The sequence below is a fragment of the Pseudomonas sp. FBCC-B1667 genome, assembly GCF_059133255.1.
This window is the reverse complement of record NZ_CP101437.1, coordinates 5,127,186-5,141,631: the sequence shown is the minus strand read 5'-3', so window position 1 is coordinate 5,141,631 and position 14,446 is coordinate 5,127,186. Positions and strand designations below refer to the sequence as shown.

12 protein-coding genes are annotated in these 14,446 nt (G+C 59.6%); 10 read left to right on the top strand and 2 right to left on the bottom strand.

Features of this window, described 5'->3' with window-relative positions; translation table 11 throughout:
- Positions 1-83: 83 nt before the first annotated feature.
- Positions 84-548: a methylglyoxal synthase gene (locus tag NL116_RS23785; RefSeq protein ID WP_494374289.1), complete on the bottom strand. Its 465-nt coding sequence runs from the start codon at positions 546-548 to the stop codon at positions 84-86.
- A gap of 17 nt (positions 549-565) precedes the next feature.
- A complete protein-coding gene (gene gap / locus NL116_RS23780; RefSeq protein WP_494374288.1) occupies positions 566-1,567 on the bottom strand; it encodes a type I glyceraldehyde-3-phosphate dehydrogenase in 1,002 nt (333 codons plus the stop codon).
- A gap of 219 nt (positions 1,568-1,786) precedes the next feature.
- On the opposite strand from gap, the gene edd reads away from it, so the two are divergent.
- From edd to NL116_RS23730, 10 genes are all read left to right on the top strand, one after another.
- Positions 1,787-3,613, top strand: a complete 1,827-nt coding sequence (gene edd / locus NL116_RS23775; protein WP_027922964.1) for a phosphogluconate dehydratase — start codon at positions 1,787-1,789, stop codon at positions 3,611-3,613.
- Positions 3,610-4,560 carry a glucokinase gene (locus NL116_RS23770; RefSeq protein WP_494374287.1) on the top strand — a complete coding sequence of 317 codons (951 nt, stop codon included), beginning with the start codon at positions 3,610-3,612 and terminating at the stop codon, positions 4,558-4,560. Before edd ends, NL116_RS23770 begins: the two co-directional genes overlap by 4 nt.
- A 156-nt stretch (positions 4,561-4,716) precedes the next feature.
- The gene (locus NL116_RS23765) at positions 4,717-5,448 is read left to right on the top strand and encodes a response regulator (RefSeq protein ID WP_140667520.1); all 732 of its coding nucleotides are present in this window, start codon (positions 4,717-4,719) and stop codon (positions 5,446-5,448) included.
- Complete coding sequence (locus tag NL116_RS23760; protein ID WP_494374286.1) at positions 5,438-6,907, top strand: ATP-binding protein; 1,470 nt, start codon at positions 5,438-5,440, stop codon at positions 6,905-6,907. The genes NL116_RS23765 and NL116_RS23760 overlap by 11 nt, the downstream gene beginning before the upstream one ends.
- Before the next feature lie 235 nt (positions 6,908-7,142).
- A complete protein-coding gene (locus NL116_RS23755) occupies positions 7,143-8,402 on the top strand; it encodes a D-mannose isomerase (RefSeq protein ID WP_494374285.1) in 1,260 nt (419 codons plus the stop codon).
- Between the two features lie 117 nt (positions 8,403-8,519).
- A complete protein-coding gene (locus tag NL116_RS23750; RefSeq protein ID WP_494374284.1) occupies positions 8,520-9,812 on the top strand; it encodes an ABC transporter substrate-binding protein in 1,293 nt (430 codons plus the stop codon).
- A gap of 148 nt (positions 9,813-9,960) precedes the next feature.
- Positions 9,961-10,869: a carbohydrate ABC transporter permease gene (locus tag NL116_RS23745; protein WP_027922970.1), complete on the top strand. Its 909-nt coding sequence runs from the start codon at positions 9,961-9,963 to the stop codon at positions 10,867-10,869.
- Positions 10,862-11,707, top strand: coding sequence for a carbohydrate ABC transporter permease (locus NL116_RS23740; RefSeq protein WP_157713172.1), 846 nt, complete (start codon positions 10,862-10,864; stop codon positions 11,705-11,707). The genes NL116_RS23745 and NL116_RS23740 overlap by 8 nt, the downstream gene beginning before the upstream one ends.
- A gap of 2 nt (positions 11,708-11,709) precedes the next feature.
- The gene (locus tag NL116_RS23735) at positions 11,710-12,870 is read left to right on the top strand and encodes an ABC transporter ATP-binding protein (protein ID WP_494374283.1); all 1,161 of its coding nucleotides are present in this window, start codon (positions 11,710-11,712) and stop codon (positions 12,868-12,870) included.
- Positions 12,871-12,997: 127 nt separating this feature from the next.
- Complete coding sequence (locus tag NL116_RS23730) at positions 12,998-14,344, top strand: carbohydrate porin (RefSeq protein ID WP_494374282.1); 1,347 nt, start codon at positions 12,998-13,000, stop codon at positions 14,342-14,344.
- The last annotated feature ends 102 nt before the right edge of the window (positions 14,345-14,446 follow it).

Sequence of the window (14,446 nt, the reverse complement as noted above, 5' to 3'; positions counted from 1 at the left end):
GCCGGGAATTCAGGAAATTCTCGGCAGTGATTGGCGGGTATCCGGGATGCAAGCGCGAGCCAGTTCCGGTCTCAGGTGAAACTTCAGGAGCGACCCAGCAGATAAGTCGAATAGTCGGGTATTCGATGGTCGTGTGCCTGATCCATCAACGGGCTGCTCAGCAGGTAATCGGCACTGCATTCGTTGCAGGCCACCGGGATGTTCCAGACCGCCGCGACCCGTAATAAAGCCTTGATGTCCGGGTCGTGAGGCTGTGGTTCGAACGGGTCCCAGAAGAACACCAGCATGTCGACGCGCTGCTCGGCGATTTGCGCCCCCAATTGCTGGTCGCCGCCCAGCGGACCGCTGATCATGCTCTGCACTGGTAAATCCAGGCGATGTTGTAACAACAACCCCGTGGTGCCGGTGGCGACCAATTCATGCTGCGCGAGTCTGTCTTTATGCCGCTCGGCCCAGTCCAGCAAAAACACCTTGCAGTGGTCGTGGGCGACCAAGGCGATACGCTTGCGCGCCGCCATGGTCTTTTGCATAAAACTGATACCGATCATCGGTTGCTGCTCCACGATCATTCTGCGTTGCACAACGCCAGGCAGTTATCGAGCATGCGGTTGGAGAAGCCCCATTCGTTGTCGTACCAGGCCAGCACCTTCAGCAGCTTGCCGCTGGATTTGGTGTGGTTGGCGTCGAAGATCGACGACAACGGGTTGTGGTTGAAGTCGCTGGAAACCAGCGGCAGGGTGTTGTAACCGAGAATCTTCGAGTGCTGGCTGGCTTCTTTCAGCAGCGCATTCACTTCGTCGGCCGACGCTTCGCGTTTCAGCTGCACGGTCAGGTCCACCAGCGACACGTTGATCACCGGTACGCGCACTGCCATGCCGGTCAATTTGCCCGCCAGTTCCGGTAGCACCAGGCCAACGGCTTCAGCCGCACCGGTCTTGCTCGGGATCATGTTCTGCGTGGCGGAGCGGGCGCGGTAAGGGTCGGTGTGGTAGACGTCGGTCAGGTTCTGGTCGTTGGTGTAGGCGTGGATTGTGGTCATCAGACCGCTCTCGATCCCCAGTTCGCGGTGCAGCACTTGAGCCACTGGCGCGAGGCAGTTGGTGGTGCACGACGCGTTGGAAATGATCTGGTGGTGCTGGCGCAAAATGTCGTGGTTGACCCCGTACACCACGGTGGCGTCGGCGCCCTTGGCCGGTGCCGAGATGATGACTTTGCGTGCGCCGGCCGTAATATGCGCGGCGGCTTTGGCGCGGTCGGTGAACAGACCGGTGCATTCGAACACGACATCAATCTTTTCCGCCGCCCAGGGCAACTCCGCCGGGTTGCGAATGGCGCTGACCGCAATACGGTCACCGTTGACCGTCAGGCTCTCCTGATCGTGCAGGACATCGGCGTCGAACGTGCCGTGAACAGTGTCGTATTTGAGCAGATGAGCGTTGATCGCGCTGTCACCCAAGTCGTTGATGGCCACGATCTGCAGATCCTGGCGATAGCCTTGGGTATACAGTGCGCGCAGGACGTTGCGGCCAATCCGGCCAAAACCATTGATTGCGATTCGAAGAGTCATTTACAGCGCCGCCGTCGTTTTGTTGTTGGAATTACAAGATTATTCGCATAAAAATAGAAAACAAGCCTTTTTAATGGCAATATTTTGTTCAATCTACAACGAGTGACCTGAATCAACTGGTCCGACCGATCAAGAAAACCGTCTGTCATCCCGATCACAGCGGTCCTTGTTCAGCATAGACAATCAGGTCGCCACATCCGTTAGCCTGGAGTTCTACACATGCATCCCCGCGTCCTTGAGGTCACTGAACGGCTTATCGCCCGTAGCCGCGCCACGCGTGAGGCCTACCTTGCACTGATTCGCGGTGCGGCCAGCGACGGTCCGATGCGCGGCAAACTGCAATGCGCCAACTTCGCTCACGGCGTGGCGGGTTGCGGCACCGAAGACAAGAACAGCCTGCGGATGATGAACTCCGCCAACATCGCCATCGTTTCGTCCTATAACGACATGCTCTCGGCGCATCAGCCGTACGAAGTCTTTCCGGAACAGATCAAGCGAGCGCTGCGCGAGATCGGTTCGGTCGGCCAGTTCGCCGGCGGCACCCCGGCCATGTGTGATGGCGTGACCCAGGGCGAGCCGGGCATGGAGCTGAGCCTGCCGAGCCGCGAAGTGATCGCGATGTCCACCGCCGTGGCGTTGTCCCACAACATGTTCGACGGCGCGCTGATGCTCGGCATCTGCGACAAGATCGTGCCGGGCCTGATGATGGGCGCGTTGCGTTTCGGTCATCTGCCGACGATTTTTGTCCCGGGCGGGCCGATGGTGTCGGGCATTTCCAACAAGCAGAAAGCCGATGTGCGCCAGCGCTATGCCGAAGGCAAGGCCAGCCGCGAAGAGCTGCTGGAGTCGGAAATGAACTCCTACCACAGCCCTGGAACCTGCACGTTCTACGGCACAGCCAACACTAACCAGTTGCTCATGGAGGTGATGGGTCTGCACTTGCCGGGCGCTTCTTTCGTCAACCCGAACACGCCGTTGCGCGATGCCTTGACCCGCGAAGCGGCGCATCAGGTCACTCGCCTGACCAAACAGAACGGTGATTTCATGCCGATCGGCGAAATCGTCGACGAACGTTCACTGGTCAACTCCATCGTGGCCCTGCACGCCACCGGCGGTTCGACCAACCACACGCTGCACATGCCGGCCATCGCCATGGCGGCGGGCATTCAGTTGACCTGGCAAGACATGGCCGACCTCTCCGAAGTCGTGCCGACCCTGAGCCACGTCTACCCGAACGGTAAAGCCGACATCAATCACTTCCAGGCGGCGGGCGGCATGTCGTTCCTGATCCGCGAACTGCTGGACGCCGGGTTGCTCCACGAAAACGTCAACACCGTACTCGGCCATGGCCTGCGCCGTTACACCATGGAACCGTTCCTCGATAACGGCGAACTGGTCTGGCGCGAAGGCGTGACCGACAGCCTCGACGAAAGCATCCTGCGCCCGGTCGCTCGTGCGTTCTCGCCAGAGGGCGGTTTGCGCGTGATGGAAGGCAACCTCGGTCGCGGTGTGATGAAAGTCTCGGCCGTCGCATTGGAAAACCAGATCGTCGAAGCACCGGCCATGGTGTTTCAGGATCAGCAGGATCTGGCAGACGCCTTCAAGGCCGGTCTGCTGGAGAAGGATTTTGTCGCGGTGATGCGCTTCCAGGGCCCGCGTTCCAACGGCATGCCGGAACTGCACAAGATGACGCCGTTCCTCGGCGTGCTGCAGGATCGTGGTTTCAAAGTGGCATTGGTCACGGACGGACGCATGTCCGGCGCCTCGGGAAAAATCCCCGCGGCGATTCACGTCAGCCCCGAAGCGTATGTCGGTGGCGCTTTGGCGCGGGTGCAAGAGGGCGATATCATCCGCGTCGATGGCGTCAAAGGCACTCTGGAGCTTAAGGTGGACGCCGACGAATTCGCGGCGCGCGAACCGGCCAAGGGCCTGTTGGGCAATAACATTGGCAGCGGACGCGAGCTGTTTGGTTTCATGCGCATGGCCTTCAGCTCCGCAGAGCAGGGCGCCAGCGCCTTTACTTCTGCCCTGGAGACGCTTAATTGAAACTGGCTTTGGTCGGTGACATCGGTGGGACCAACGCTCGTTTCGCGTTGTGGAAAAACCAGCAACTGGAATCGGTCCAGGTGCTGGCGACGGCTGATCACGCCAGCCCGGAAGAGGCCATTGCGGTCTACCTGGGCGGGCTCGGTCTGGCGTCGGGTTCGATCGGCTCGGTGTGCCTGTCGGTGGCCGGCCCGGTGAGTGGCGATGAATTCAAGTTCACCAACAATCACTGGCGCCTGAGCCGCAAGGGTTTCTGCAAGACCTTGCAGGTCGAGCAACTGTTGCTGGTCAACGACTTCTCGGCCATGGCACTGGGCATGACCCGTTTGCAGCCGGGCGAGTTTCGAGTGGTCTGCGAAGGCACCCCGGAGCCGTTGCGGCCAGCGGTGGTGATTGGCCCGGGCACAGGCCTGGGTGTCGGTACCTTGCTGGACCTTGGCGAAGGGCGTTTTGCCGCGTTGCCGGGGGAGGGCGGTCACGTCGATCTGCCGCTGAGCAGCCCGCGGGAAACGCAGCTGTGGCAACACATCTTCAATGAGATCGGGCATGTCAGTGCTGAAACCGCGTTGAGCGGCGGCGGCTTGCCTCGGGTTTACCGGGCGATTTGTGCAGTCGACGGCCATACGCCGGTGCTCGAAACACCGGAAGCGATCACCGCTGCCGGGCTCGCAGGCGATCCGATTGCCCTGGAAGTGCTGGAGCAGTTTTGCTGCTGGCTCGGCCGCGTGGCCGGCAACAACGTGCTGACCACCGGGGGGCGCGGCGGCGTGTACATCGTTGGTGGCGTGATTCCGCGGTTTGCCGATTTCTTCGTCAAAAGCGGTTTCGCCCGATGCTTCGCCGATAAAGGCTGCATGAGCAATTACTTCAAAGGCATCCCGGTGTGGCTGGTGACCGCGCCGTATTCCGGCCTTGTCGGTGCGGGTGTCGCGCTCGACCAGGCCTGAAACCGAGTCGACTTCATCGCGGGCAAGCCCGCTCCCACAGGATCACCTAAATCCCTGTGGGAGCGGGCTTGCCCGCGATGGGGCCAGAACAGACAACAAATACTCAAGGTCCATCAGGCATAATCCGCCCAATTCAAACAACAAGGACGCCGCCCCGTGAGCTCAGTCAACAAGTCGATTTTGTTGGTCGATGACGATCAAGAGATACGCGAGTTGCTGGATACCTACCTGACTCGCGCCGGTTTCCAGGTCCGCACCACACCCGATGGCGCCGGTTTTCGCCAGGCCTTGAACGAGGCCCCCAGTGATCTGGTGATTCTCGACGTGATGCTCCCGGACGAAGACGGCTTCAGCTTGTGCCGCTGGGTTCGCCAGCACCCACGGCAGGCGCAGGTGCCCATCATCATGCTCACCGCCAGTTCCGACGAAGCCGACCGCGTCATCGGCCTGGAACTCGGCGCCGACGATTACCTGGGTAAACCCTTCAGTCCACGAGAATTGCAGGCGCGCATCAAAGCCTTGTTGCGACGCGCGCAATTCGGTCAGGAACGCAATGGCGGTGAAGTGCTGGCCTTCGACGACTGGCGCCTGGACATGGTCAGCCATCGGCTGTTCCACACCGATGGCGAAGAAGTGATTCTGTCCGGCGCCGACTTCGCACTGCTGAAACTGTTCCTCGATCACCCGCAGGAAATCCTCGACCGCGACACCATCGGCAACGCCACTCGCGGGCGCGACCTGATGCCGCTGGACCGCATCGTCGACATGGCGGTCAGCCGCTTGCGTCAACGCTTGCGAGACACGGAAAAGCCGCCACGACTGATCCGCACCGTGCGCGGCAGTGGCTACCAGCTGGCAGCCAATGTGGTTGCCAGTAATGGCCACTGAGTTTCTGCGCAAGCTCGCCGAGCGCGTGCCGGTGCCCCGTTCGTTGCTGGGGCGGATGTTGCTGCTGACGTTGCTGGCGGTGCTGTTCGCGCAGACGTTGTCGAGCGTGATCTGGGTCTCACAATTGCGTGCCACGCAGCTAGAAGGCCTGGTCACCGCCGCCCGCAGCCTCGCGCATTCAATGACGGCCAGCGTGAGTTATTTCCGCTCATTACCCGTCGCTTTCAGGCCGTTGGTGCTGGATCAGTTACGCAGCATGGGCGGCACCCGTTTTGTGGTGACACTCAACGACAAACCCTTGGGTATGGAAGTGCTGCCGATCACCCCGCGCAAGGAAGCCGTGCTCAAAGCGGTGGACCAGGTGCTGCGCGAATCCCTGGGTCATGACACGGATATCTCGGTGACTTTTGTCAGCCCTGAAGACCTGCGGATCTTCAACAGCGGGCTGAAACTCGATGAGTTGCCGCGCTCCTGGGCGCATTACGCGTTGACACTGGAACCCGTGAACCCGCCCGTGCTGGTCACGCAAATCCAGATGGCGCCGGGGGAATGGCTGTACATCGCGTCATTGCTGCCCGAGCCTTACACCAGTCTTGAAGAGCAAGGCCTGCCGGCGCAGCAGGTCTGGTTCATCGTCCTCACCAGCAGCTTTTTGCTGTTGTTCATCGGCTTGCTGGTGCACTGGCAGAGCCGCCCGCTCAAGCGCCTGGCGCGAGCCGCGCGCGACATGTCGCTGGGGGCTGATGTGCAACCGGTGGCCGAAGGCGGTGGCAGTGAAGTGGTCGAAGTGGGGCGTGCGTTTAACGCCATGCGCGAACGGATCAGCCGTTACCTGACTGAGCGCAGCCAGTTGTTCAGCGCGATTTCTCATGACCTGCGCACGCCCATCACCCGTTTGCGCCTGCGCGTGGAATTGCTGGAAGACGAGAAGCTGCAAGCCAAGTTCGGACGTGATCTGGATGAGTTGGAGTTGCTGGTCAAGGGCGCGCTGCAATGCGTGAAAGACACGGATATTCACGAAAACATCGAGCCGGTGGACCTCAATCATGTGCTCGATTGTCTGGTGGAGCCGTATCTGGCGCCTCACGGCAATGGCCGCGTGACCCAGCAGGGCCGGGCGGTGGCGGCGTATCCAGGTAAACCGTTGGCGCTTAAACGCTGCATTGGCAACCTGATCGACAACGCCCTCAAGTATGGGCAGAACGCGCATTTGCACATCGATGATGATGAGAGCGCGTTCATCCTTCATGTCGATGACGAAGGGCCGGGCGTGCCGGAGCAACGGCTGGAGCAGGTGTTTGAACCGCACTTCCGCCTGGCCGGGCAGCAGCAGGGTTATGGGCTGGGGTTGGGGATTGCGCGCAACATTGCGCATAGTCATGGCGGGGAGGTCAGCCTGCAAAACCTGCGTGAGGGTGGGTTAAGAGTGACGCTTCAACTGCCGCGCAGTGTCGATTAGTAATACCGAGTTATCGTTCTTCGCGAGCAAGCCCGCTCCCACATTCAATCGCATTCCAACTGGATGAACTCGATCGAATGTGGGAGCGGGCTTGCTCGCGAAGGCGTCAGACCATTAAACAAATTTCTCAAGCCAAATGTCACAAGTCAGTGACATAACTCGCCCCCTTCGTTACAAGCCCGCCTCCGCCCGTTGTTTAGACTGCCCTCAGTCAAAACAACAAAAAAGGCACCCCATGGACACCTTCCAACCGGTCTTCAGCAGTTGGCTCAACGCGCCTGCCCATCAGCAATGGCTTGGCGCCGAAGGTCTGCGCCTGCTGGCATTCGCCAAGGCTTCAACGCTTCCCGACGGCTTCGGCAATCTCGATGAAAAAGGCCATCTCTCGGCCAACGCCCGCGCTGAAACCATGAATACCGCGCGCATGACGCACAGCTTCGCCATGGCCCATATTCAGGGCTTGCCGGGATTTGCGGAGCTGGTGGATCACGGTGTCCAGGCCCTCAGCGGCCCGTTGCGCGATGCCGAATATGGCGGTTGGTTTGCAATCGCTGAGGCGCTGGATGACAACACCGGCAAGGCCGCTTACCTCCATGCCTTTGTCGCCCTGGCCGCCAGTTCTGCGGTGGTTGCGCAACGTCCCGGCGCACGCGCCTTGCTCGATGATGCGATCAACATCATCGACACACATTTCTGGAGCGAGGAGGAGGGCGCCATGCGCGAATCCTTCAGCCGCGACTGGAGTGAAGAAGAGGCCTACCGGGGTGCCAACAGCAACATGCACGCCACCGAAGCTTTCCTGGCGCTGGCCGATGTCACCGAAGACAACCGCTGGCTATGCCGTGCGCAGCGCATTGTCGAGCGGGTGATCCACGGTCATGCCGCGGCCAATGATTATCGAGTGGTCGAACATTTCGACCGCCAGTGGCAGCCATTACGGGAATACAACCACGACAACCCGGCCGACGGTTTCCGTCCCTACGGCACCACGCCAGGCCACGGTTTTGAATGGGCACGCCTGCTGCTGCATCTGGAAGCAGCGCGGGTTCAGGCCGGCATGCTGACGCCGGGCTGGCTGGCCACCGATGCGCAAAAACTTTTCGACCACAACTGCCGTCATGGCTGGGATATCGACGGGCTGCCCGGGATTGTCTACACCCTCGACTGGGACAATCGCGCGGTGGTTCGTCATCGCCTGCATTGGACTCATTGCGAAGCCAGCGCTGCCGCCAGTGCGTTGCTCAAACGTACGGGCGATGAGCAATACGAACGCTGGTACCGGCTGTTCTGGGAATTTTGTGACACTCATTTCATCGACCGTTGTGACGGCAGCTGGCATCACGAACTCGATCCGCAGAATCGCCCAAGTGCCGATATCTGGGCGGGCAAACCTGATCTGTATCACGCCTGGCAAGCGGTACTGATACCACGGCTGCCATTAGCGCCCAGCATGGCCACGGCGCTGGCAAGGTTGTCCCAGAGCGCTCCTGTGTAACCATGTGGTGACATTCAAGCGTCCCTTCGTTACCTGCGAGGGGATAACTCCTGTTTAAAATCCTGTGCAGCGCAAGCACCAGACTTGCATGCATAACAACAAGAAAGGTACTTCTAGATGAATGCGATTTCTCGCCTCGCTACTGTCATTTCTCTCGCCTCCCTGTCTGCGCTCCCTCTCAGTGTGCTTGCCGCCGAATCCAAAGGTTCCGTGGAAGTGGTTCACTGGTGGACGTCGGGTGGTGAAAAAGCAGCGGTCGATGTGCTCAAGGCCCAAGTCGAAAAAGACGGCTTCACCTGGAAGGACGGCGCTGTGGCCGGTGGTGGCGGTGCTACAGCCATGACCGTGCTCAAGAGCCGCGCCGTTGCCGGTAACCCGCCGGGTGTGGCGCAGATCAAAGGTCCGGACATCCAGGAATGGGCGTCTACCGGTCTGCTCGACACCGACGTCCTGAAAGACGTTGCCAAATCGGAGAAGTGGGACAGCCTGCTCGACAAGAAAGTCTCCGATACCGTGAAGTACGAGGGTAACTACGTGGCCGTGCCGGTGAACATTCACCGCGTCAACTGGCTGTGGATCAACCCGGAAGTCTTCAAGAAAGCCGGCATCACCAAAAACCCGACCACCCTCGAAGAATTCTACGCCGCCGGCGACAAGCTCAAGGCAGCGGGCTTCATTGCGCTCGCCCACGGCGGTCAGCCTTGGCAGGACAGCACCGTGTTCGAAGCCGTGGTGCTTTCGGTCATGGGCGTCGATGGCTACAAGAAAGCCCTTGTCGATCTGGACAACGCCGCGCTGACCGGTCCGGAAATGGTCAAGGCGCTGACCGAGCTGAAGAAAGTCGCGACCTACATGGACGTCGACGGCAAAGGCCAGGACTGGAACCTGGAAGCGGCCAAGGTCATCAACGGCAAGGCCGGCATGCAGATCATGGGTGACTGGGCCAAGTCCGAATGGACCGCCGCCAAGAAAGTTGCCGGTAAGGACTACGAGTGCGTAGCGTTCCCGGGCACCGATAAGGCGTTCACCTACAACATCGACTCCCTCGCCGTGTTCAAGCAGAAAGATGCGGGCACTGCGGCCGGTCAGCAGGACATCGCCAGGATCGTCATGGGTGAGAACTTCCAGAAAGTCTTCAGCATCAACAAGGGCTCGATCCCGGTTCGCGACGACATGCTGAAGGACATGGACAAGTACGGTTTCGACGCCTGCGCCCAGACCGCTGCCAAGGACTTCCTGGCGGATGCCAAGTCCGGCGGGCTGCAGCCGAGCATGGCGCACAACATGGCGACCACGCTGGCCGTACAGGGTGCGTTCTTTGATGTGGTGACCAACTACATCAACGACCCGAAAGCCGACCCTGCCGATGCCGCCAAGAAACTCGGTGCAGCGGTCAAGTCTGCCAAGTAATGCTTGGCCCCTGTAGTAGCGAGACTGCTCGCGATTGCAATCTGTCAGTCAATGATTGAGTGACTGATACACCGCCATCGCGAGCAGGGCTCACTCCTGCAAGGGGAAGCATTTTCAAAGTGATTTTTCTCCCGTACTGGATTTTCCCATGAGTTCTGTCGCTGTGTTCAGCAAGGCCTCGCCGTTCGATGCATTGCAACGCTGGCTGCCCAAACTGGTGCTGGCGCCGAGCATGTTCATCGTTCTGGTGGGCTTCTATGGCTACATCCTGTGGACGTTCGTTCTGTCGTTCACCAGTTCGACCTTTCTGCCGACCTACAAATGGGCGGGGCTGGCGCAATACCAGCGGCTGTTCGACAACGACCGTTGGTGGGTAGCCAGCAAGAACCTGGCGCTGTTCGGCGGCATGTTCATCGGTATCACCCTGGTAATCGGTGTGCTGCTGGCAGTGTTTCTTGACCAGCGCATTCGCCGCGAAGGTTTCATTCGCACCATTTACCTGTACCCGATGGCGCTCTCGATGATCGTCACCGGTACTGCCTGGAAGTGGTTGCTCAACCCGGGCATGGGCCTGGACAAATTGCTCCGTGACTGGGGCTGGGAAGGCTTCCGCCTGGACTGGCTGATCGATCCGGATCGTGTGGTGTATTGCCTGGTGATCGCTGCAGTCTGGCAAGCCTCGGGCTTTATCATGGCGATGTTCCTCGCCGGGCTGCGTGGCGTTGATCAGTCGATCATCCGTGCCGCCCAGATCGACGGCGCGAGCATGCCGCGCATTTATCTGAAAGTGGTGTTGCCCAGCTTGCGTCCGGTGTTCTTCAGCGCCGTGATGATCCTGGCTCACATCGCGATCAAGAGCTTCGACCTGGTGGCGGCCATGACGGCCGGTGGTCCGGGTTACTCCTCCGATTTGCCCGCGATGTTCATGTACTCCTTCACCTTCAGTCGCGGCCAGATGGGCATGGGCTCGGCCAGTGCGATTCTGATGCTCGGTGCGATTCTCGCAATCATCGTGCCTTACCTGTACTCCGAGCTGAGGACCAAGCGTCATGACTAGTTTCGCTGCCAAACCTTCCATCAGCCTGAGTCGCATCGCGATCTACGCGGTGCTGATCCTTGCGGTATTCCTGTACCTGATACCGCTGGTGGTCATGCTGTTGACCAGCTTCAAGACACCGGAAGACATCAACACCGGCAACCTGCTGAGCTGGCCAACCGTGGTCAGCGGCATTGGCTGGGTCAAGGCCTGGGGCACCGTCGACGGGTATTTCTGGAATTCGATCAAGATCACCGTTCCGGCGGTACTGATCTCCACCGCCATCGGTGCGTTGAACGGCTATGTACTGTCGATGTGGCGCTTTCGCGGCTCGCAATTGTTCTTCGGCCTGCTGTTGTTCGGTTGCTTCCTGCCGTTCCAGACCGTCCTGCTGCCAGCCTCGTTCACCCTCGGCAAGATGGGGCTGGCCAGTACCACCACGGGCCTGGTGTTCGTCCACGTGGTCTACGGCCTGGCGTTCACCACACTGTTTTTCCGCAACTACTACGTCAGCGTTCCGGATGCGCTGGTGAAGGCGGCGCGGCTCGATGGTGCGGGGTTTTTCACGATCTTCCGCCTGATCATCCTGCCGATGTCCACGCCGATCATCATGGTCTGCCTGATCTGGCAGTTCACCCAGATCTGGAACGACTTCCTGTTCGGCGTGGTGTTCTCCAGCGGTGACTCGCAACCCATCACGGTCGCGCTGAACAACCTGGTCAACACCAGTACCGGGGCCAAGGAATATAACGTTGATATGGCGGCGGCGATGATCGCCGGGCTGCCGACCCTGCTGGTCTATGTGGTCGCAGGCAAGTATTTCGTGCGCGGGCTGACGGCCGGCGCGGTCAAGGGGTAATCATGGCTACGCTCGAACTTCGTAATGTAAACAAGACCTATGGCCCGGGCCTGCCGGACACCCTCAAGGACATCCATCTGTCGATCAAGGACGGTGAGTTCCTGATCCTGGTCGGACCTTCGGGTTGCGGCAAATCGACCCTGATGAATTGCATCGCCGGCCTCGAAACCATCACCGGCGGCGCGATCATGATCGACGATCAGGACGTCAGCGGCATGAGCCCGAAAGACCGCGACATCGCCATGGTGTTCCAGTCCTACGCGCTGTACCCGACCATGAGCGTGCGCGAGAACATCGCCTTTGGCTTGAAGATTCGCAAAATGCCCGCCGCCGACATCGAAACCGAAGTGGCGCGGGTGTCCAAGCTTTTGCAGATCGAACACTTGCTCAACCGCAAGCCCGGCCAGCTTTCCGGTGGTCAGCAACAGCGCGTGGCCATGGGCCGGGCCCTGGCGCGTCGGCCGAAGATTTACCTGTTCGACGAACCGCTGTCCAACCTCGACGCCAAGCTGCGGGTCGAGATGCGTACCGAAATGAAGCTGATGCACCAGCGCCTGAAAACCACCACGGTCTATGTGACCCACGACCAGATCGAAGCGATGACACTTGGCGACAAAGTGGCGGTGATGAAGGACGGGATCATTCAGCAGTTCGGCACGCCGAAAGACATCTACAACAACCCGGCCAACCTGTTCGTGGCGAGCTTCATCGGTTCACCGCCGATGAACTTCATCCCCTTGCGTTTGCAGCGCAAGGACGGTCGTCTGCTCGCGCTGCTCGACAGCGGCCAGGCCCGTTGTGAGTTGCCGTTGGGCATGCAGGACGCCGGGCTCGAAGACCGCGAAGTGATCCTCGGCATGCGCCCTGAGCAGATTGTGCTGGCGAACGGCGAGCCGAACGGGTTGCCGACCATCCGCGCGGAAGTCCAGGTCACCGAGCCGACTGGTCCCGACACTCTGGTGTTCGTCAATCTGAATGAAACCAAAGTCTGCTGCCGGCTGGCACCAGACGTTGCACCGGCGCCGGGCGAAACCCTGACCCTGCAGTTCGATCCATCGAAAGTGTTGTTGTTCGACGCCAAGACCGGGGAACGGTTGGGTGTGGCCGGTCAACCGCAAGGTGAAGCCCGGTCTGCGAACGTCGCACAGTTCAAAGGTCGCTGAAGAACAAATGTGGGAGCGGGCTTGCTCCCACAGGGGGAATAAGCGGCGGCTGGCCTGTCATCCGTCGCAACTGATGTAACCACGTTAGAAAAAGAAAAGTTAATAACAATAAAACGAGGATGTAGGGATGAAGAAGAACAACAACGCTCAGCTTATCTGCCAGTTGTCAGCAGTTGCAGCCATGATGCTGGCCGGTAGTGTGCACGCGGCTGACGCGTTCAGTGCTGATTCCGAATGGATGACCGGTGATTGGGGTGGTGAGCGGACCAAGCTGATCGAGCAAGGCATCGACATCAAGATGGACTACGTCGGTGAAGTCGGCGGCAACCTCCACGGCGGTTACAACAACGACAAAACCGCACGTTACGCCGACCAGTTCGGCCTGGGGGCGGCACTGGACCTGGAAAAACTGTTTGGTTGGGATAACACCCAGGCCAAGATCCAGCTCACCAACCGTAATGGCGAAAACATCTCCAACGACCGCGTCGGCGACCCGCGTACCGGCACCTTGAGTTCCTCGCAGGAAGTCTACGGCCGTGGCCACATGGTCCGTCTGACCCAGTTGTGGATCAAGCACCAGTTCCTCGACGGCAAACTGGACGTCAAGGCCGGTTACTTCGGTGAAGGCGAAGACTTCAATACCTTCCCTTGCGAGTTCCAGAACCTGGCGTTCTGCGGTTCCCAAGTGGGTAACTGGGCCACCAACATCTGGTACAACTGGCCGGTCATGCAGGCTGCGGTCCGTGTGAAGTACAACATTTCGCCTGAGTTCTATGCGCAGATCGGCGCGTACAACCAGAACCCGTCGCAGCTGGAACACGGTAACGGCTTCAAGCTCAGCGGCAGCGGCACCGCCGGGACCGTGTTGCCAGTCGAGCTGGTCTGGTTGCCTAACCCGAACAACCTGCCGGGCGAATACCGTGTCGGTTACTACAAAAGCACGGCCGAGGCCAATGACGTCCTTAAAGACGACAGCGGTACGGATGCGGCAACGACCGGCCAACCCTATCGCGAACACAGCAGCAAGCACGGCTACTGGTTCGTTGCACAGCAACAACTCACCAGCCACAACGGTGACAAGACTCGCGGTCTGAACATTGCGGCCAACGCGACGTTCCACGACAAGGACACCAACGTCGTCGACAACTACCAGTCGCTGATGTTTGTGTACAAGGGGCCGTTCGATGCGCGTCCTAAAGATGACATGGGCATCGGTTTTGCCCGTATCCATGTCAACAATGACGTGAAGAAAAACGAAGAAGCGACCAACGCGGCCAACAATGTCACTCAGTACGAGGATCCACTGTTCTCGCCACTGCAGACCACCGAGTACAACTACGAAATCAACTACGGCTTCCACGTTACCAACTGGCTGACCGTGCGCCCTAACCTGCAATACATCACTCACCCAGGCGGTGTGGATGAAGTCGATAACGCGTTGGTAGCCGGCCTGAAAATTCAGTCGGTGTTCTAACGCTGTTGCGATAAGCTCCTCTCTATGTGCGCATATTTGCGGACAGCCCAGGCTGTCCGCTTTTTTTTGGGGTGGCGCACCCCGGGAACAGATGATTTTCAG